The sequence below is a fragment of the Dehalobacter sp. DCM genome (assembly GCF_024972775.1).
In the GTDB taxonomy this organism is placed as follows: Bacteria; Bacillota; Desulfitobacteriia; order Desulfitobacteriales; family Syntrophobotulaceae; genus Dehalobacter.
Genome location: NZ_CP092282.1, coordinates 3130409 through 3150350, shown reverse-complemented (window position 1 = coordinate 3150350; position 19942 = coordinate 3130409). Strand labels below are relative to the sequence as shown.

At 45.4% G+C, this 19942-nt stretch carries 19 protein-coding genes; all 19 read left to right on the top strand.

The window, feature by feature from the left end:
- Positions 1 to 20: 20 nt before the first annotated feature.
- Entirely contained in the window at positions 21 to 983 is a 963-nt protein-coding gene (locus tag LPY66_RS14625) for an HlyD family efflux transporter periplasmic adaptor subunit (RefSeq protein WP_337985001.1), read from the top strand.
- 146 nt (positions 984 to 1129) lie between these two features.
- Positions 1130 to 1819 carry a YggS family pyridoxal phosphate-dependent enzyme gene (locus LPY66_RS14620; RefSeq protein WP_337985000.1) on the top strand — a complete coding sequence of 230 codons (690 nt, stop codon included), beginning with the start codon at positions 1130 to 1132 and terminating at the stop codon, positions 1817 to 1819.
- Between the two features lie 43 nt (positions 1820 to 1862).
- Positions 1863 to 2393 carry a cell division protein SepF gene (locus tag LPY66_RS14615; RefSeq protein ID WP_337984999.1) on the top strand — a complete coding sequence of 177 codons (531 nt, stop codon included), beginning with the start codon at positions 1863 to 1865 and terminating at the stop codon, positions 2391 to 2393.
- 56 nt (positions 2394 to 2449) lie between these two features.
- Positions 2450 to 2707: a YggT family protein gene (locus LPY66_RS14610; protein ID WP_337984998.1), complete on the top strand. Its 258-nt coding sequence runs from the start codon at positions 2450 to 2452 to the stop codon at positions 2705 to 2707.
- Positions 2708 to 2948: 241 nt separating this feature from the next.
- Entirely contained in the window at positions 2949 to 3647 is a 699-nt protein-coding gene (locus LPY66_RS14605) for a response regulator transcription factor (protein WP_337984997.1), read from the top strand.
- A gap of 95 nt (positions 3648 to 3742) precedes the next feature.
- Positions 3743 to 4120, top strand: a complete 378-nt coding sequence (locus LPY66_RS14600) for an Hpt domain-containing protein (RefSeq protein ID WP_337984996.1) — start codon at positions 3743 to 3745, stop codon at positions 4118 to 4120.
- Positions 4107 to 7268: a response regulator gene (locus tag LPY66_RS14595; protein ID WP_337984995.1), complete on the top strand. Its 3162-nt coding sequence runs from the start codon at positions 4107 to 4109 to the stop codon at positions 7266 to 7268. Before LPY66_RS14600 ends, LPY66_RS14595 begins: the two co-directional genes overlap by 14 nt.
- A gap of 39 nt (positions 7269 to 7307) precedes the next feature.
- On the top strand, positions 7308 to 8324 hold the full coding sequence (locus LPY66_RS14590; protein WP_337984994.1) for an HD domain-containing phosphohydrolase: 1017 nt from the start codon (positions 7308 to 7310) through the stop codon (positions 8322 to 8324).
- Entirely contained in the window at positions 8315 to 8776 is a 462-nt protein-coding gene (locus tag LPY66_RS14585) for a chemotaxis protein CheW (protein WP_337984993.1), read from the top strand. The genes LPY66_RS14590 and LPY66_RS14585 overlap by 10 nt, the downstream gene beginning before the upstream one ends.
- A gap of 96 nt (positions 8777 to 8872) precedes the next feature.
- Positions 8873 to 9691, top strand: coding sequence for a methyl-accepting chemotaxis protein (locus LPY66_RS14580; RefSeq protein ID WP_337984992.1), 819 nt, complete (start codon positions 8873 to 8875; stop codon positions 9689 to 9691).
- A 376-nt stretch (positions 9692 to 10067) separates the two neighbouring features.
- Positions 10068 to 12083, top strand: coding sequence for a methyl-accepting chemotaxis protein (locus tag LPY66_RS14575; RefSeq protein WP_337984991.1), 2016 nt, complete (start codon positions 10068 to 10070; stop codon positions 12081 to 12083).
- 270 nt (positions 12084 to 12353) lie between these two features.
- A complete protein-coding gene (locus tag LPY66_RS14570; RefSeq protein WP_337984990.1) occupies positions 12354 to 13088 on the top strand; it encodes a 2-phosphosulfolactate phosphatase in 735 nt (244 codons plus the stop codon).
- 145 nt (positions 13089 to 13233) lie between these two features.
- Entirely contained in the window at positions 13234 to 13815 is a 582-nt protein-coding gene (gene pduL, locus LPY66_RS14565) for a phosphate propanoyltransferase (protein WP_337984989.1), read from the top strand.
- Between the two features lie 21 nt (positions 13816 to 13836).
- Positions 13837 to 14295, top strand: a complete 459-nt coding sequence (lspA, locus tag LPY66_RS14560) for a signal peptidase II (protein ID WP_337984988.1) — start codon at positions 13837 to 13839, stop codon at positions 14293 to 14295.
- The gene (locus tag LPY66_RS14555; protein WP_337984987.1) at positions 14288 to 15280 is read left to right on the top strand and encodes an RluA family pseudouridine synthase; all 993 of its coding nucleotides are present in this window, start codon (positions 14288 to 14290) and stop codon (positions 15278 to 15280) included. Before lspA ends, LPY66_RS14555 begins: the two co-directional genes overlap by 8 nt.
- A 400-nt stretch (positions 15281 to 15680) precedes the next feature.
- Entirely contained in the window at positions 15681 to 16244 is a 564-nt protein-coding gene (gene pyrR, locus LPY66_RS14550) for a bifunctional pyr operon transcriptional regulator/uracil phosphoribosyltransferase PyrR (protein WP_337984986.1), read from the top strand.
- Positions 16245 to 16512: 268 nt separating this feature from the next.
- Positions 16513 to 17448: an aspartate carbamoyltransferase catalytic subunit gene (locus LPY66_RS14545; protein WP_337984985.1), complete on the top strand. Its 936-nt coding sequence runs from the start codon at positions 16513 to 16515 to the stop codon at positions 17446 to 17448.
- On the top strand, positions 17435 to 18754 hold the full coding sequence (locus LPY66_RS14540) for a dihydroorotase (RefSeq protein WP_337984984.1): 1320 nt from the start codon (positions 17435 to 17437) through the stop codon (positions 18752 to 18754). Before LPY66_RS14545 ends, LPY66_RS14540 begins: the two co-directional genes overlap by 14 nt.
- Positions 18755 to 18808: 54 nt before the next feature.
- Positions 18809 to 19885: a glutamine-hydrolyzing carbamoyl-phosphate synthase small subunit gene (gene carA, locus LPY66_RS14535; protein WP_337984983.1), complete on the top strand. Its 1077-nt coding sequence runs from the start codon at positions 18809 to 18811 to the stop codon at positions 19883 to 19885.
- Positions 19886 to 19942: the final 57 nt, after the last annotated feature.

Genomic DNA, 19942 nt, shown 5'->3' with positions numbered 1-19942 from the left:
TAAGTTAAAAGGATACATCTATGTCAAAACCGCTAAAACGAAGGATTAATTATATTTTCATTCTTATTGTCATATTTTTGGCTTGCTTGATCTTATGGGATTACCGGTCTAATTGGATAACTGGTAAGCTAACTTATACCAGCATTCATGAAGGCGAGGTCACACATGAGAAAAATATCAAAGCAGTTTTTGCTAATACCGAAGTCATACTGACATCACCTGTGGAAGGTTCTGTCTTATCAGTGGGAGACGGCAAGCGATATAAACGGGGGGAGACGGTAGCAACCGTAGTACCTTCCGGGGTAGGGCATGATCCAATATCTTCAGGTAACGCGGTCAGCGCTCCCATTTCCGGATTGTTTTTTTCTAGCTATGATGGTTTGGAACAGGTAGTGACGCCTGAGAATCTGATGAATCTCGAGCTCGGCGGTATTGTGGCACAGGTGGAAAGTAACGGGCAGTCTGCTGAGAACTCTCAGACGAAGGGTGGAAGCAATGCCAACCAAGAGAACACCGATACGGTATACCTGAATGCACCGATTGGGAAAATGGTCAATAATTTATTGCCGAGTTGGGCGTTCCTTTACCTTGGTGAACAAGATCACATGGCGAAAGGGGATTTTATCGAAGTTAAAATCAACGACGAGGAGTATACCGCAACAGTGATGCGGGTTTCCAGCGAACCGAAAGGTGCTGTTATCCGTTTTTCTGAATATATATCCACAAGTACGGCACAGCGGGTAATGGAGATCATTTGGAGCTTCGAATCATCCAGCAAAGGGTTAGTCGTACCAACCAGTGCTGTTTGGGGTACCGGGGAAGAAAAAGGCGTTTATATCCTTCTGGATGGTGTGATCCGGTATCGCAGTGTGGTTGTATTGGATAGTAACGCAACATTGACCAGCGTCGAAGGGTTACCGTTGGGAACCCAAGTTGTCGTTAATCCGCGAAAAGATATCGAGGGAATGTTTGTGAGAAAATAAAAACGTAGTACTTTAGTCCTAATTAATCCTAATTCTTTAAAAGAAATATTATATTTCCCTGGTTTTTATGCATAAAAAGCAGGGAAATCAAGGAAAATGTAGAACATATACAATTGGTAATGCCAGACAGCTGGTGGGAGACGGATATGAGCATTGCAAAAAACATTGAGGAAGTAAAACAAAGAGTAGCCGCCGCAGCTGAAAGATCCGGACGAAAACCGGAGGATGTGGCAATTCTGGCTGTCTCCAAGACAGTCTCGGCTGACCGGGTCATTGAGGCTTATGAAGCAGGAATCCGGGCATTTGGCGAAAACAAAGTTCAGGAATGGCAGGACAAACATGTTTTGCTTCCCGGAGAATGTGCGTGGCATATTATCGGTCGGCTGCAGTCGAATAAGGTAAAGTATCTTGATGACAGCATCGTCTTGATCCACTCGCTGGATCGCATCTCTCTTCTGGAAAAACTCCATGAGGAAGGGGACAAGCGGCGGATCAAGTGGAACACCTTGGTACAGGTCAATGTTGCCAGAGACGAAGCGAAAGCGGGCTTGGAGACGGATGAAGTCATCGACTTCCTTAAGGTAGTGAAGGAATATCCGAACGTCCGTGTACACGGCTTAATGACGATTGGTGCTTTCAATGCCGGGCCGGCAGAAACAAAGGGATATTTCCGGAAGCTGCGCGAGATTCGTGATGATTTACAGCGAAAGGGTATTTTTCCTGGAGATACCCTGCCCCATTTATCCATGGGGATGAGTCAGGACTACGAAATGGCCGTCGAAGAGGGCGCTACCATCGTCCGAGTCGGGAGTGTCATTTTCGGACACAGGAATTGACTGCCAAAATATAAATGATGTATTTTAATCAGGGAGGATGAAAATGGCGAAGATTTTAGACAAATTCATTGGAATCATGGGCTTCGGGGACGATGATCAGGAAGATTTTGAACCTGAGGAAATGGATGAAGGATATTCCAGTCGAACAGAAAAATACAGGAACAACAATTACAGAGAAAGCGCTCTCAGAGAACCCGATCCGGACGCATTTAACCGAGAAATGAAAGACAGTGCATTTAAACGGAAACAAGCACCGGTTGTCAGTATCCATACGCAAAAACAAGTTCGCGTTATCGTCGTGGAACCGGTATCCTTTGAAGAATGTCAAGGTATTGCCGAGCACTTAAAAGCACGGAAATCGGTCATACTCAATTTGGAAAGAACCGACTCAAATCTGTCGCAGCGTATTGTTGACTTCATCAGCGGGACAACCTATGCTTTAGGCGGAAACATGCAAAAGGTCGGCAACGGAATATTCCTGTTTGTTCCAAACAATGTGGACATCAGCGGCGAGCTCAATTATAAGGCAACGACATCGGAAAGGGAAATTTTGTGGCCCAAGATTAATGGTTGATTGCGACTGAGGAGGTAATACGAATTTCTATTCTGACTTGGATTTACCAGATCCTTATGTTAGTTTTACTTATTCTGGAATGGGCTGTGATTATCCGCTGTTTTCTTTCCTGGATACCATTATCCCCCAGAAATAAATTTGTGCTCTTAATTTATAATATTACAGAACCAATAGTAGCCCCATTTAGAAAAATCAGGCTGGGCGGACCCGGCATGATGGTGGATTTCTCCCCATTCTTTGCCGTTTTAGCCTTGTACTTGATCAGAAGTCTTATCTTGCCCCAGATATTTATAGCTATGGCACGACTGTTCTAAAATAGAATGATATTACTGAAACCGTTCTCGCAAAGAACGGTTTTTTTATTGTCTAACGAAAACCACCTGGCGGGTGGTGGTGATTTTTTGAAGTATTTACCTTGTTGTGACGTTTAACATGTTCAGTTAAAAATATCTTCTACGGCATGGCAATATATAAATTCTCTATTTGCTAAAAAGCTGCAAAATTTTAGAGAATAATATCGCATTTTACCTAAAATTGTATTATATTGTAAGGTATATGAGTAACAGAAAAAGTATTTTAATCATTGAAGATGATAGTGTCACACTGAATTTGATTGGATATGTTCTGGAGAGCTACTTTTTTTCAGTGGTCAAAGCGCGAAGCGGCGAGGAAGCCGATTTTTGTCTGACCGACCCGAAAATAAGCGCGGTTATTTTAGACCTTAACCTGCCGGACATCAATGGATTTGAACTCTTGAAACAGATCCGGAAGCATCCGGTTCATCACGATACTCCCATCTTTATCCTAACTTGCAACAATGACAAACTTGATACGGTGCTTGCCCTGGAGATGGGGGCGGATGATTATATCACCAAGCCGTTTGACAAGCACGAACTTATCGCCCGAATCAACGCGTGCCTGCGACGCGTAAGACCTTCTGCCGAAGCGTCATGCAGTCAGCTTGTTTTCGGTACGCTGGAAATCAATCCCGAAATGCGGGAAGTCCGGAAGGAAGGCAAAATAGTCGATCTTACCATGAAAGAATACGAAATTTTGTTGTTTCTTGCGGCGAATGCCGGAATCGTCTTTTCCCGGGATGACCTGTTAACAAAGATATGGAGCGATCTCTATGTCACAGAATCGCGAACGATCGACATGCATATATCCGCAATACGCAAAAAAATCGGGGATAACGAACAAAATGGCCATTATATCGAGACCGTACGCGGCGTGGGTTATCGCTTCAGGCGATGATCCGCGTTTTTTTATTTACAAAACCTTTACAATTTAACAAATATTATTTACATATGCATTTTAAAATAAAACCATTACTACAGGGAGTTATGGAAATGACAGATACGGTTAACTACTTTATCAATATTATGGATCTCTGTAACGGAGATATAGATGTCGTCTTGGAGATCAGCTCGGATATGGTCAATTTGTTTGCTGAAGAAATAAATCATATCAATCAATCCATGCGTCAAGGCGATTATGATACGCTGACAAAATCAGCCCATAAACTGCGGAGCGCAGTCGTCAACTTTGAAATGGACGCAGCAGCGATATTATTGAACCGATTGGAGCAAATGGCTAAAGAAGGAAAAATCATCACGGAGGATGATATCCATCAGGCCAAAAGGATCATCGAGCTTCTCCAAAAGGAAATAGATGCGTTTCAACGGGCATTTTTGAGACTGAGGAGCAGCGCAGATGAATCTCTTTAAGAAATCGCTCCTGCTGATCATCGTTTCGTCTATCATTTCCTGCCTGATTATTGTCGTGACGACAAGTATCGTCTTCAAAAACAATTTCGCAGAACTCGAAAAAGAATATATGCGGAATACCATGGACCGGATCTTTGGGGTGATCAATGATGATCTCATCAGTTTGGATACGGTCGCATCGAATTATGCTTTGAGGGATAATACCGCTACATTTCTCCGAGACCGGAATACGCAGTACATCCATACTTATCTCACCGAAGAGATCTTTGAAAATTTGCAACTGCATTTTATGATTTTTAAACGCTCGGATGGCACGATCCTGTTTTCCAAGGGAATCGATACGTCTTTGGCTCAAAAGATACCTGTCATTAAGAGCACAGATAATTCGCTGAGAGGGATCATCAATCTTGAGGGGCGTGAGATGTTGATTGTTTGCCGGCATATACCAAAAGCAGGCGAAACAGACAAGGTGATTGGGACGCTGATCGTCGGAAAATATTTCGATGCCGGCCAGATCATCCGTATGGAGAATCTGACAGGAGTATCCACGCTGACGTATGCTTACGATTACGACAATCTGCCTGACGACTTTCAAAGGGCGGTGGATTATTTCAAGACCCAGTCCGCCCAGAATAAACCAGTCTATATGTTCAGCCACAATGATCAGATCCTGTCCGGGTATACCTTGCTCAAGGATTTATCCGATAAACCGGTCTTACTAATTCGGATGGACATCCCCTTGAGTATCGTTAAGCAGAGCGCCCTGATCGGCAACTATTTTATTATTTCTGTCGTCGTGAGTGTCTTGATCACCTGGTTGATTTGCTGGCTGTTTCTGAAGTTCATGGTTCTTAGACGGGCCCAGCGCTTAAATGAAACCATCAGCCAGATCATTGACAGCAATGACCTGTCCTTGCGGGTTACTCACAGCGGAAATGACGAGATATCCAAGCTGACATTATCCTTCAACCAAATGATCAGTCAGCTCGAGAGCGTGAGTCAGCGGCACCATGAGATCGAAGCCGAATTAATCAAACGTATGCATCTTGAGTCGGTCGTCACCGAGTTATCCAAGCATTTCATCAATCTAAAAGATATGGAGATCGATCAAGAGATCACAATGTCCTTGGAAATCATCGGCAAGATGCTGAAGGTCGACCGGTGTTCTGTTTTCCAGTTATCCAACAAAGGCTCCATCATCGACAACACCCATGAGTGGCATGATGAAGGGGTTCAAGCCATAAGGCAACATTTTCAGGCAATACCGCTGGAGCAGATGCCTTGGTGGATGGATATGCTGATCAGCCAAGAAAATATACGTATCCCTCGGGGAGCGGACGACGAAGAAATGGCATCCGTACTCGTACCGATGGTCGTCAGGAAGCGTCTGGTCGGGTTTATTCGCTTCGAATCCGGTAAATCTGAGATCGTCTGGTCCGAACATACGCTGGCGATGCTCCGAGTCGTGGGTGAGATTTTCGCTTCTTCTCTGGAAAGAAGAAAAGCCAGTGAGGATTTAAGGATCAAAGCGGAGGAACAGGCGGCATTACTAGAAAATATCGAGACCCAGATCTGGTATTTAAAAGACGCCGAACACTATGGGGCAGTCAATAAAGCGCATGCGGAGTTCTTAGGCGTCGCTAAAGAGGACGTCCAATATCACAGCCTTTATGAAATATTCTCCAAAAAACTGGCGGATCAATTTGTCAAGGAAAACAAGCGAATCTTTCAGAACGGGGAAAAAATATCCACCGAGAAGTGGATTCGCGATGCACAAGGAACTTTTCGGGCATTATGTATCACAAAAATACCAAAGCTTGATGCAGAGGGCCATGTCGAATACATCGTTTGCGTATCCAGGGATGTAACTGAAGAGAAATTATCGGCAGAAAAACTTCGACAGGCAAAAGAAGCGGCGGAAAAAGCAGACCGGGACAAAAGCCAATTTCTTTACAATATCAGCCACGAGATCCGCACCCCGATGAATGCAATCCTTGGTATGACCGAACTATTACTGGATACACCGCTCAACAAGGAGCAGTCGGGGCTGTTGACTGATGTCAGGAATTCTGCGGACTTGCTGATGTCGCTGATCAACGACATCCTTGATTTCGCCAAGATATCGGAAGGCAGGGCTCTGCTCGTTAGCGATCAGTTCAGTATTCATCGGATCCTCGATTTGATAGTAAAGCTGACGCAGATTAAGGCAAAAGAAAAAGGATTGGTTTTAGAAACCATAATTGCAGCGGATGTTCCGGAATACGTTGTCGGAGATGCCCATCGGCTTGGCCAGATCTTGCTAAACCTTAGCAGCAATGCCGTTAAGTTTACAGAATCAGGTAAGATCCGAATCCGCGCCCTGCTGCAAAACACTGATAAAAAACGGGATGTCGTCCGCTTTGAAGTTGAAGATTCCGGAATTGGCCTGCCGGAATATTTAAAGGATGAAATCTTTAAGCCTTTCGTCCAGGCGGATACCTCCAACACGCGGAAATACGGCGGGACTGGTTTGGGGCTATCCATCTCCAAAGGATTAGTAGAAATGATGAACGGTGAAATCGGAGTGAACAGCATGGAGGGGAAAGGATCCACTTTTTGGTTTGAGGTACCGCTCCGGCGGTGTCGCATCTTGTCTCCCTCAGCAGAAAATATAAATGAAAATCAATTAGTAAATGTAAATCAATCAAGAAATGCAAATATATTAAGAAAATCTTTGAAAACTTTAGAAAAACATGACGTAAAGACGCCAATTTTACAGAAAAAACCTGAAGTCAAATGGCGGATCCTTTTGGTTGAAGACAATCCTGTCAACCAAAAATTGGTACTGTTACAGCTGGAAAAGCTGGGTTACTCCGTTATGGTTGTTGAGAACGGCCAGGATGCTATTGAAAGATTTAAAGAGCATGTTTTTGATTTGATCCTGATGGATTGTCAGCTTCCGGGCATGGACGGCTTTGAAACCACGCGGGCGATTCGAAAATTGGGGGTTCGCCTGCCGATAAGTATTCCGATCATAGCCATGACGGCCTACTCGAGGCAAAGGGATGAGAAAAAATGTTTAGCCGCTGGCATGAGCGACTATTTAAGCAAACCGGTATCGCTGGAACAGCTGAAGAAAAAGCTTGAGGAATGGCTCAAAACGTCATGACAGAATAAAACGAAATCAAGGGTAAAGTGGGTTCAATTTATGGAGGCAACATTAAAAGGGTCAAAGATTGTTATAGCCGATGATGACCCGGTTTCACTCAAATCATTGAAAATGCATCTAATTAAACTGGGTTACAGCGTATTTGCAGCGAAAAACGGTATAGATGCATTGGACTTAATCCAAAAGGCCAAACCGGATCTTGTGATCTTGGATATAAATATGCCGGGATTGTCCGGACTTGAAGTCAGCAAAGTAATCAGAGAAAGCGACCAGGGAAGGTTCCTGCCGATCTTGGTATTGACCGGGTCGAAGGATAAGAAAGACAGGACACGGGCATTAAAAGTGGGTATCAACGATTTCTTGGTCAAACCGTTTGACGCCTTGGAGTTAAAACTTAAAATCGGTTATATCGTAGGTTTAAAACATGCTATAGATGACCTGAAGAATGTCAATAACATCCTTTTAGCTTTGGCCAAAGCGGTTGATGCCAAGGACCATTATACCGAGGGGCACACGGAGAGGGTCAGCCAATATGCGGTGAAGATCGCTGAAAATATGAATTTATCCACCCGGCAGATCAGAGACCTTACAACAGCCAGCATCCTGCATGATATCGGGAAGATCGGCATCCCGGATAATATTTTAAATAAGAACGGCAAGCTCACTGATCAGGAGTATGCGCTGATGAAAAAGCATCCGGTTATCGGGGAACAGATCTGCAGCAGTATAAAGGCCTTCCACAATGTCAACCGGATTATCCGGCAGCACCATGAAAAACTTGACGGCAGCGGTTATCCCGACGGAATAAGCGGAGACGCCATCAACATCGAGACCCGGATCTTAACAGTTGCCGACATTTACGACGCACTGACTAGTGACAGGCCATACCGTCCGGCTATGAGCAAGGAGAAAGCGCTGGAGATCCTTACATTTGCATCAAAAAACGGAGAATTGGACAGCCTGATCGTCAATGAATTAATAAGGACTTTGCCTGAAATATCATACGAGCAAATTTCTAATGTATTGAAAGAGGAGGAACACCATATATGGATTTAAGCCAATATCTGCAATTTGCTTTAGGCAAGCAAGAGTATGCAATTCCATTATGTTATATTCGTGAAATCATTAAACCTTTGGAAATCAGAAACTTGCTTGGCGCGCCAGACTATGTCAAAGGGATCACCAAAGTACGGGACGAAGTCTTGACCATTATTGACCTGCACCGCAAATTCGGGGTCGATGCCAAGGAAAGAACCGGCGGGGAACCGCGGATAATTATCCTGGATCATGGTAACGCGTGCCTGGGCCTCTATGTTGATGATGTCATCGAAATCATTGAAACCAATTCGCTTGAAGCTGTGCCAGCCATAGTGTATTTCGGAACAATCTCACAAATAATCAAACTCGAGGATAATATCCTTCCGATTTTGGATATTGAGCGCCTACTATCTAAAGATGTCACAGCCTGGCTGAATTCGGAAGAAAAGTCCGAACCTTTGATAGAATAATTGAAGATTACTCTATTCAGAAAATATACCACAATAAAATTAAACGTTTATGTCCATATACATTACTTAGGATTGAAAGAAAGGAAAGATAAGATTATGATGATTGAAAACTACGCGCAACTCATTCCTATGTTTCAGGCTACTGTCGGAGGTAAAGGTGCTGTTGCTCTCTTTGATACGGAAAAGTTTATTGAAATTCAGCAAGGTTCAAAAATTCAGCTTCCAATTAACAACGGTGATTTAGTCAAGCAGGGAACGTCATCTTATCATGTGCTCCAGTCAAAGACGTCTGTCACCGATCGTATCGATAATCCGGTAAACGGTAGTTCATATTATTGCATAACCTATCCATTGTTTAACAACGGAGATCTGATCGGCGGTATGGCTATGGCCATGCCGGCGGAATTGATCGAAGCTGCAGACAAGCTCCGTGATATGGCCCATGAGCTGGCTTCATCAATGGAACAAATGACAGCAGCAATCGAGAACATTACCGCATCTGCCGAACAACTGGCGGAGAGCGGAGAGAGCGTTTCCGCATCCTCGGGGAATATCTACAACAAAGCAGAGGAAATGGAAGAGGTCGTTGTTTATATTGATTCTGTCGCCAGCGACACGAAATTACTGGGCCTTAATGCCGCGATCGAGGCAGCTCGAGCCGGTGAACACGGCAAAGGCTTTGGAGTAGTCGCCTCGGAGATCCGTTCAATGGCAGTATCCAGCGCAGGTTCGGCCAAAGAAATAAAAAAAATCATCGTCGGCATTCGCAAACTCATTGGTGATGTGACCGATGAAATAACTAAACTGGGGAACAGTACCAGTGAAGTATCTGCTGCTCTTCAGGAAATCAGCGCGTCAGTCCAATCACTGACCTGCACTGCCGAAAGACTCGAAGAAATTTCGCAAAACATTTAATCTTTTTTACTACCCGCCAAACGGTAGTTTAAACAATGGCTATAAGCTCTTTGTTACCGGCCAGCGCCTAAAAACGCTGGTTTTTTTATGGATGAATTTATGCCGCGAAGTCATGGATGACTAGGAGCGGTGATTATTCTTATTTGCCTCCTGGTAGGAGATGGTATTCCAAATTCGCCATCGATGGCGAATTTGGAATGTTTCTGGAAGAAATTTATACCGAGTGTCACAAACCAATGATAATTTTTATAATCAAATATTTCATAAAAATATAAATTAGAGCTAATGAAATTTTGACTATCAAACGATATATATAATAATATAATTAAATTGGTAATGTTTATTATTACCAAAAAAGACAATGAGGTGGAAGAGAATGAAAAGTATTGGCAACAGAATTGCGCTTATTTTCGCTGTTGTTCTCATTGTAGCGAATGTTGCTTACGGTCTGCTGGCCTATAATCGCGCGGCTGCAGCCGTATCTGAAGAAGTCAGCGCATCCATGACACTCTTGGCAGAGGAAGCGGCGGGAAATGTCGAAACGAACATAAAATTGTCGTTAGATTCGCTTGAAGTCTTAGCCAGTAGCGACATTATTCGCGGTTCAGGCAATTTCGCCGATGCGACAGCAGATGACAAAAAGAAAGCGTTACGCGAAGAGGCATCACGAGCAAATTATAAGTCTATGTTTATAACGAATATTAATGGTGCAGTCATATATTCCTCAGACAATAAGACACCTAACATTAAAGATCGTGAATATTTTCAAAAGGCTATAAGAGGTGAAAGAGCCGTCTCTGATGTTATTCACAGCAAGGCTGACAATACGTTTGTTATCGTTTTTGCAGTCCCGCTAAAAATTGACGGCACTGTGATGGGTGTTCTGGCGGCAATAGAAGACGCGGAGCGCTTGACAACGCTGACGGATTCGCTGAAGGTAGGCCAAACCGGATATGCGTTTATTGTCAACAGCCAAGGCGTGTTCATCGCCCATCCGGATAAAACACTTGTTGAAAGTCAATATAATCCGATTGAAGCAGCAAAGAGTGATTCGGGTGTTGCACATTTAGGTGATTTTATCCAGAATAAGGTCATAAAAGGTGAAAAAGGCTCAGGACAGTATACATTCAGGGGCGTCGAAAAATATATGGGGTATGCACCCATAGGAATCACCGGTTGGGGGCTTGCTCTCACCGCCCCCGTTGACGAAATATTAGCAGTGCTGAACCCGCTTAAAGTCAGTGTTGTGATCATCTCGTTTGTTATTATCGTCATTGGGGCTATTGTTGCGTTAATCACAGGCAGAAAGATGGCCAAGCCCATCAACGAAGCAGCTGTTTATGCTGAAATTATTGCTGATGGCGATCTAACCCAAAAAGTCGATGCTAATAATCTGAGCCGCAAAGATGAAATTGGACGTTTATCGCAGGCATTCCAGAAAATGCAGGATGTGTTGAATATGACGGTGGGTAAAATTGCGGCATCTGCGGTTGACCTTGCGGCAGCCAGCGAAGAATTATCCAGCATTACACAGAATGCATCTGCCAATATGGAAGAGATCGCCGCATCGACAGAAGAAATTACTGCTTCGCTTGAAGAAGTAAATGCCTCAAGCCAGCAGGTGTCGGCATCCGGCGAGGAAATGAATGCCTCCATGGATCTGTTAAACAACGAGATGATTGGTGCTGGAAAGGATGCTCAAGACATTGGCAGACGCGTTGATACCGTCTATCGTTCGGTCAATGCTTCCCAGCAAACAGCGCAGGAAATGTACATCAAGCTGGAAGAACGAATGACACTCACCATTGAGAAATCAAAGATCGTCGAAGAAATCTCCAAAATGACCGACCTTATTGCGGATATTGCCGGACAAACAAATTTACTTGCTCTGAATGCGGCGATTGAAGCAGCCCGGGCGGGTGAGCAAGGAAAAGGATTTGCCGTCGTGGCGGAAGAGGTAAGAAAGCTGGCGGAACAATCAGCGTCCACGGTAGAGAATATTAAGGGTGTGACCTCTAAAGTGAGGGAAAGCATCGATGAATTAGTCAAAGATTCGAAGGAGCTTTTATACTATATCAATACGAATGTCAGTGACGATTATAAGGGGTATATGAATACGGCTATTCAGTATCGTGAGGATGCGGGAACCTTTGAGAAAATCACGGAAGCAGCATCGTCCAAGTGCAATCAGGTGGTGCGGATCGTCAATGAGGTCAGTATGGCGATGAATGAAATAAGCAAGAGTATCGGACAAAGCACCGACGGTTCACAACAAATTGCGACAAGTATTGAAGCCTCGACAAAATCCATGCTGGATATCAGCAATGCGGCTGAGGACCTTGCGAAAATGGCTGAAGTACTTAGTGGGTTAACCAGTCAGTTTAAAATTTAACCGAATCGATTTTTCGTGATCATAAGATTATTGGTCACATCGAAGCATAAAGACATCGGATGCTGTCATTGAGAAATTTTGAATATGTGTTTTAGCGCTCCCCTTAATGCAGATTAAGATAAGGTCCTGCCTGCGTTGTTGGGGAGCGCTATTCTTCTGGCATTTGTCAGCCTATAGTCAGATGTCTCTCCTTTTTTAGCGACATGGGTTTTTCAAATGATAGCCTTATGGTAAACTATAGAATATTACGCTGCTTAGGAGGACAGTGCCTTGGATGTCGAAGTGCTGCCTTGCATTGGTTATTTTCCTATGCCAGACCTGACGGATAAAGCAGTCATCGTCATCGATGTGCTGAGGGCTACCAGTACCGTGATTACGGCCCTGGCCAACGGATGCCGGGTTGTTGTTCCTGTCTGCGGCATTGAAGAAGCCAGAGAAATAAAAGCGGGTGAGTCGGGCGTATTACTGGGCGGAGAAAGAAGAGCACAGCGCATCGACGGTTTTGATCTCGGTAATTCTCCCTCTGACTATTCTCCCGAAGTTGTCAGCGGCAAAAAAGTAGTTATAACCACAACTAACGGAACAAAAGCGATTCAAGCAGCTCAAGAGGCTTCGAAGATCTGGATCGCTTCATTGTTAAACGCAGACAGTGTAACGGAAGCGGTGAAGTTGTTTTTGGCCAGGCATGAGGAGATACGCGGGCTCGTTATTATTTGTGCCGGGACGGAAGAACGCTTTGATCTTCCGGATACAATTTGCGCCGGAATGATTTTGGCTGGACTAGGCAGTGGGTTTTCCATTAATGATCTTGGACTTGCCGCTCGGATGATGTACAATATATCGCGAGAGAATATAAAAGAAACCCTCAAAAATTCACGGCATGGCCAATATATGCTTTCTATAGGAATGGAATGCGACATCGATTTCTGCGCTTTAGTGAACATCTATTCGGTCGTACCTGTTTATCAACACGGACAGATTACCATCGAAAAAATCGATGGCTAAGCCAAAAGTTTGAGATCTGCCTGAAAACGTAAATAATTCCTGGTACTTCTCTCATGGTATTTAAAGAATGATGTACTAGTATCAACGGATGGCAGGCAGCAAGCATACAAAAAGTGAACGCAACAAATAAAGGAGTGATAGTTACATGCGTACATGTACGGTTCCAGTAGGTATTTCCAATCGCCATCTTCACCTCTCCGAAGCGCATATACAGGAATTGTATGGTGAAAATGCAGCACTGACTTTTAAGAAAGCACTGAGTCAGCCGGGACAGTATGCCTCAGAAGAAACGGTGACCCTGGTTGGACCAAAGGGAACACTTGCCGGCGTGCGCGTATTAGGGCCCGCTCGTAAAGAAACACAAATCGAATTGGCATTGACAGACGCAATCAAACTGGGAGTAACAGTAGAAACGCGTGAATCCGGTAAATTAGATGAAACACCGGGGATCGATTTAATAAACGGTGACAGAAAGGTTCACCTGGACTACGGTGTTATAGCAGCGAAACGTCATATTCATGCCAGTGAAGAGGATGCAAAAAAATACGGACTGAAAGATAAAGATATCGTTAAAGTAATGTTTGAAGGACCTCGCGGCGGTGTATTGCACAATGTCATCGTGCGGGTAAGCAGCACGTATGCCTGGGATTTTCATATCGATACGGATGAGGCGAATGCCCTCGGACTCAAAAACGGTGATACAGGTACGGTTATTATTGAGGATTAATCGATTACTGGAGGTTTGAATTTGCCTTTTTTATACACATGGATAACATTGGTTATCATATTGGTAGTGGACAGAGTCACTAAATGGATTGTACAGAGTAATTTAGCACTTGGTGAAAGCCTTAGTGTTATTCCCGGATTCTTTCACATCACGTATATATTGAATCCCGGGGCTGCTTTTGGTATGCTGCAAGGCCGGACCTGGCTCCTGATCGTTGCTTCCGTGATTGTTTTGGCCGCACTTTTCTATATCCAGACGAAAATTAAAGGAGACCAGAAATGGATGCGCTTTTGCATGGGGTTAATCGGGGGCGGTGCTTTAGGCAATTTGTGGGATAGGATCCAGACAGGAAAGGTTATCGATTTCCTGGATTTTAAGGTGTGGTCCTATATTTTTAATATTGCGGACAGTATGATCCTCGTCGGAAGTGTATTCCTGGTCATATTAATATTGCGTATGAAAGAGGAACCTCATGACTAAACATAATGAGCAAGATAGTTTAGATAACGGACAGGTGCATGCGGACAATATTACGGATGTAACAGAAAACGACGGCCCTGACACATGGCAGACAGTTGAGGTCACTTCAGGACAGCGTCTGGACACGGCATTGGCGGCAAAAACAGAGGTCAGCAGGAGTTATATTCAGGTACTGATCCAGGATGAACGCGTATTGGTCAACGGTCTTCCCCGAAAGGCGAATTACCGTTTACAGGATAATGATACGGTGGAGATCTCTTTCCCGCCGCTGCAGCAATTAGACGTCCAACCTGAAAATATCCCGCTCACTATTGTCTACGAGGATGAAGACCTTTTGGTTATCAACAAACCCCAGGGAATGGTCGTTCATCCGGCACCGGGAGCCTGGAGCGGCACTCTGGTCAACGCATTACTTTATCACTGTCAAAACCTTTCGGGGATCAACGGCATAATCCGGCCGGGGATTGTTCACCGTATTGATAAGGATACATCAGGACTGTTAGTTGTTGCTAAAAATGATGATGCGCATCATCATTTAGCCGGTCAGATCAAAGAACACACTGCCGGAAGGACTTACCGTGCAGTGGTTCACGGGGTATTGTCCGAACCATCCGGAACGATCAATGCTCCTATTGGCAGAGATCCTAAAGATCGGAAAAAAATGGGGGTTGTCTTTAAACATTCGCGTGAGGCTGTCACTCACTATGAGGTTCTGGAGCGATTTGTTCAATTTACTGAGATCCGGGCGGTGCTGGAAACGGGAAGAACCCATCAGATCCGCGTGCATATGGCATATATGAAACATCCCGTTTTGGGTGATCCGTTATATGGACCCAAGAAAAATCCATTTGGCTTAGCCGCTCAAGTTTTGCACGCTGAAACTCTGCAATTTGTCCATCCGCGGACCGGAGAAAAAATGAAATTCACTGTGTCCCCGCCAGCATCATTTATAACTGTATTGGAGACGTTAAGGAATTCCTATTAATAGCTTATCCATATGAATTGGCTTATCGTGAATTGACTTTTTTCCCAAGGTGTACTAGACTATTCATAACAAGTGAATAGGAATTGCCTTTAAAATTGTCCCGTGAGGCAGGCAAGGCAGAGATTGAGTTGTACGAACGAATAGTGAACGTGATGTATAGCTGTCTGCTCCTGCAGACAGCTATTTTTAGTATATCAGAAAAACTCTAAGTGACTTCTGTTCCGGAAAGTTTGATTCACGTTCTGAATTATATAAGTGCAGCTATAGTTGCCGCCTTCGTCTAAGGACTTGGCGCCAGCCAAGTTTTACTTATATAATAGAATTGCCGTCCTAATCAGGGATAGTTTAGAGCTGACAGACAAAAAATAATGGATATAACAGGTGAAGGGATGTGACGGGCATGGAAGGAACTCCAAAAAATAAGATCATGGATTCGGAAGGGATCCGCAGAGCCATTAGCCGGATTGCGCATGAGATACTGGAGAAAAACCAAGGCACCAATGATCTCGTCCTTATTGGCATTCGAACCCGGGGAGTCCCATTAGCCGAACGGATCCGGAACAGGATCCAGGAGTATGAAGGGGTGAAGGTTCCTCTGGGATTATTGGATATTACGTTATATCGGGATGATTTAAGTACGATAGCTATCCAGCCAGTCATCCATGAAACCAAAGTACCTTTCAATTTGGATGGAAAAAATGTTATTTTAGTTGACGATGTGCTCTTCACCGGACGAACGGTCCGTGCCGCGCTTGATGCACTGATCGATCTCGGGAGGCCGGCAAAGATCCAGCTGGCAGTCCTCATTGACCGGGGACACAGGGAACTTCCCATCCGCGCTGACTATGTAGGTAAGAATGTACCAACTTCCAGCAGAGAGATCGTTTCTGTATGTTTGGAGGAAACGGATCAGACAGAAGAGGTATTTCTTTCAGAACGAACGAATCCAACAGGAAAAACATAAACACCTGAAAATGATATCGCCCCTTTAAATGTTATCCAGAGAGGTAACCAAGGGTAAGCAGAGTTGTCATACAATTTCTCCTGCCCTACGGCAGGTTTTTTTAGTATATCAGAAAGTATAAGTTACTTTCTGTTCCAGAAAGTTTGATTCAAGTTCTGATTTACATAAGTGCAACTAACGGCAGCCGCTTTCGTCCAAGGACTCGGCGCCAGCCGAGTTTTACTTATTTTGCCATGGATCTAAAGAATTTTTGACGGGAGGCTTATGCATGAATTGGAAACACAAGGATTTACTTGATTTGGACAATCTGACGGCAGAAGAGATCAGACATATTTTAACGACGGCAGCCCCTATGAAAGAAATTGTTCTGCGGCCGATCAAGAAACTTCCGACACTCAGAGGGAAATCAGTGGTCATGCTCTTTTATGAAAATAGTACACGGACACGGACTTCTTTTGAAAGTGCGGCTAAGATCCTGGGAGCAGATACTACCAATATCGCAGTGGCTTCGAGCAGTGTAAGCAAAGGAGAAACACTCCTGGACACAGCAAAAACACTGCAAGCCATGCAAGTCGATCTGGTTATCTTAAGACACGGCAGTTCCGGTGCTGCTGAATTTTTGGCCAACGAGCTCAGAGCCGGTGTAATAAACGGCGGCGACGGGCAGCACGCGCATCCCACGCAAGCATTGCTTGATATATTTACGATGCAGGAAAGATTAGGCGATATTGAAGGCAAAAAGATTGTCATTGTCGGCGATATCCTGCATTCTCGGGTGGTCCGCAGCAATGCGTTGGGGCTTAAGAAACTGGGGGCGGAGGTTGTTCTTGTCGGTCCGCCTACGCTGCTGCCGCCAGAAATGAATTACCTGGGGGTCAAAACCTCGTACGATTTGGATAAGGAACTTCCCGGAGCCGACGCCGTCATGGCCTTGCGTCTGCAGTTGGAACGTCAGCAGAGCGGACTCTTGCCCTCCATGCGGGAATACAGCAAACTATACGGTCTGAGTTCAGAGCGCTTACAGAAAACGGGAAAACAAACGATTGTCATGCATCCCGGCCCAATGAATCGCGGCGTCGAAATCACCAGCGAACTGGCAGACAGTATCCAGTCAGTGATTGAAGCTCAGGTCACCAATGGCGTTGCAGTCAGAATGGCGTTAATTTACTTGTTGATAGGAGGAACCGGCCATGTTATGGATTAAAAATGCGCATATTATCGACCCGGCACAAGGATTATCTGAAAAGGGCGATGTGTTGGTAAAAAACGATACAATTATCAAGGCGGGGGGGAACTTTAACCCGGAAAGCGTCGTTGCGGCTTTAGGTGCAGACACATTAGAAGATATCAGGCAAATTGAAGCCGAAGGGAAATTTCTGTTTCCAGGTCTGATCGATGTTCATGTTCACCTCCGAGAGCCCGGACAGGAAGAAAAGGAAGATATTCGCAGCGGATCCCGAGCGGCAGTACGCGGGGGTTTTACCTCCATACTTGCCATGGCGAATACGGCTCCCATCATCGATAACCGGGCACTGACCGAATTTGTCCGTTTGCAGGGGGAAAGGGCGGACATGGCCCGGGTCTATCCTATCGCCGCCGTAACCAAAGGATTTCAGGGCAAAGAATTGGTTGAAATGGCGGATATTTGCGACGGCGGTGCCGTTGCTTTCTCCGATGACGGCAAAGGGATCCAAAGCGCAGAAATGATGCGACTGGCTTTGCAATATGCGAAAGTCACCGGTTGCCCGATCAGCAGTCATTGTGAGGATGAAAGCCTGGCAGATCATGGCGCCATGCGTCAAGGCGAAATGAGCGCTTGCTTGGGGTTAAAAGGAATCCCGGCCAGTGCGGAAAGCATCATGGTGGCGCGGGATGTGCTTTTGGCAGCGGAAACAGGCGGGAAGCTGCACATCGCCCACGTTTCCACGAAAGAGAGTGTCCAGATTATCCGGGAAGCAAAAAAACGAGGGGTTGACGTTACGGCGGAAGTAAATCCCCATCACCTGATCTTTACCGAAAATGATGTTGCTTTGACCAATACATCGATGAAAGTAAATCCGCCCCTGCCCAGTCAAGAAGACCAGGCCGCGTTGCTGGCAGGACTTCTTGACGGGACTATCGATATGCTGGCGACGGATCATGCACCGCATACCTGGGAAGAAAAGACCCGGCCGTTTGCGGAAGCGCCCTTTGGGATTAATGCGCTGGAGACCGTTTTGTCTGCGGTGTGGCAAAACCTGATCCTGAAAAATAAACTCACGCTGGAAAAGGTTGTTGCGCTCTGGTCGCTGCATCCTGCTCGTCGCTTCGGGCTGCCGGGAGGCAGCATGCAACCGGGAAGCCCGGCGGATTTGGTATTGTTTGCCCCAGATTTTAAAGAGAAAATCGAAGCGCACACAATGGAATCCAAAGCACAGAATACACCGTTTTTAGGTCAGGTGATGGAGGGAATGCCGGTGATGACCATTATTGGCGGCACGATACGCATGATTGACAGAAAAGTCATCTAGTAGACGGATTAAAAGAATGGCGTACTAGGGTCTCAAAAGATAAGGAGGAACACTATGGCGTGGCTTGTATTAAGCGACGGGAAAGCATTCGCTGGCGATCCGTTCGGACCCTGGAATGCATCAGATAAAATAATCAAAGGTGAAGTTGTCTTTAACACATCGATGGGCGGATACCAGGAAATGATCACGGATCTCTCTTATGCCGGACAGATCCTGACCTTTACTCACCCACAAATCGGTAACTACGGCTGGCACAATGAAGAAAGTGAAGCAGATAAAGTCCTGATCAAAGGAATTCTGGTGAGGGAACTTTCGTCAGGAGAGGGCAGCCTGCATGCGGATAAAAGTCTCGAGGATTTTTGCTGTGAACATGGCATACCGGGTATGAAAGGGCTGGATACCCGTGCTTTGACCCGTTATATTCGGAACCATGGTACCATTCCCGGTGTCATGGTCGAGGAACTGAGTCAGGGAATTGATTACTGGCAGAAATTTGCCCCGAAGGTTATCGAACCGGATACACACTGGGTCTATCAGGCCACCGTGACCGAAGAAGTTGTCATTCCGGGAAGTGGTCCGACCATCGCGGTCCTGGATCTTGGGGCAAAAAAGAATATCCTGCGCTGTCTGACCAAACGGGGCTACCAGCTTCACGTCTTTCCGGCAGGAACGCCCGCCCGGAAGATCCTGGATATTATGCCGCAAGGATTGGTCTTGACCAACGGCCCCGGAGACCCGTCGGGACTTCCGGAAATCGCCGGGAATATGGCCCAGCTGATTGATAAGCTGCCAATTCTGGGAATCTGCATGGGTCATCAGATCATGGCCATGGCAGCCGGTGCGAATACCTACAAGCTGCCGTTCGGACACCGCGGCGGAAATCATCCGGTCCAGAACCTGAATACGGGTAAGGTAACCATGACATCCCAGAATCACGGTTACGCGGTCACTGAGGAGAGCCTAAACGGGACAGGTTTTTCTGTCATGTTCAGAAATGTCAATGATGGGACTGTTGAAGGTCTGCGTCACGACAGATTTCCGGTACTCACCGTGCAGTATCATCCGGAAGCCGCACCTGGACCGGAAGAAAACAATAATATTTTTGATCTTTTCGCGACGATGTTGGAATAAACAGGAGAGAGATAATGGTGCCCAGTGCCATTGGGTTTGAAATAAATTAGGAGGGAC

Bases quoted from the DNA above. Each gene is read 5' to 3' on its own strand.
- LPY66_RS14625 (WP_337985001.1), top strand. From the start codon at position 21: ATGTCAAAACCGCTAAAACGAAGGATTAATTATATTTTCATTCTTATT.
- LPY66_RS14620 (WP_337985000.1), top strand. From the start codon at position 1,130: ATGAGCATTGCAAAAAACATTGAGGAAGTAAAACAAAGAGTAGCCGCC.
- LPY66_RS14615 (WP_337984999.1), top strand. From the start codon at position 1,863: ATGGCGAAGATTTTAGACAAATTCATTGGAATCATGGGCTTCGGGGAC.
- LPY66_RS14610 (WP_337984998.1), top strand. From the start codon at position 2,450: ATGTTAGTTTTACTTATTCTGGAATGGGCTGTGATTATCCGCTGTTTT.
- LPY66_RS14605 (WP_337984997.1), top strand. From the start codon at position 2,949: ATGAGTAACAGAAAAAGTATTTTAATCATTGAAGATGATAGTGTCACA.
- LPY66_RS14600 (WP_337984996.1), top strand. From the start codon at position 3,743: ATGACAGATACGGTTAACTACTTTATCAATATTATGGATCTCTGTAAC.
- LPY66_RS14595 (WP_337984995.1), top strand. From the start codon at position 4,107: ATGAATCTCTTTAAGAAATCGCTCCTGCTGATCATCGTTTCGTCTATC.
- LPY66_RS14590 (WP_337984994.1), top strand. From the start codon at position 7,308: ATGGAGGCAACATTAAAAGGGTCAAAGATTGTTATAGCCGATGATGAC.
- LPY66_RS14585 (WP_337984993.1), top strand. From the start codon at position 8,315: ATGGATTTAAGCCAATATCTGCAATTTGCTTTAGGCAAGCAAGAGTAT.
- LPY66_RS14580 (WP_337984992.1), top strand. From the start codon at position 8,873: ATGATGATTGAAAACTACGCGCAACTCATTCCTATGTTTCAGGCTACT.
- LPY66_RS14575 (WP_337984991.1), top strand. From the start codon at position 10,068: ATGAAAAGTATTGGCAACAGAATTGCGCTTATTTTCGCTGTTGTTCTC.
- pduL (WP_337984989.1), top strand. From the start codon at position 13,234: ATGCGTACATGTACGGTTCCAGTAGGTATTTCCAATCGCCATCTTCAC.
- LPY66_RS14555 (WP_337984987.1), top strand. From the start codon at position 14,288: ATGACTAAACATAATGAGCAAGATAGTTTAGATAACGGACAGGTGCAT.
- pyrR (WP_337984986.1), top strand. From the start codon at position 15,681: ATGGAAGGAACTCCAAAAAATAAGATCATGGATTCGGAAGGGATCCGC.
- LPY66_RS14545 (WP_337984985.1), top strand. From the start codon at position 16,513: ATGAATTGGAAACACAAGGATTTACTTGATTTGGACAATCTGACGGCA.
- LPY66_RS14540 (WP_337984984.1), top strand. From the start codon at position 17,435: ATGTTATGGATTAAAAATGCGCATATTATCGACCCGGCACAAGGATTA.
- carA (WP_337984983.1), top strand. From the start codon at position 18,809: ATGGCGTGGCTTGTATTAAGCGACGGGAAAGCATTCGCTGGCGATCCG.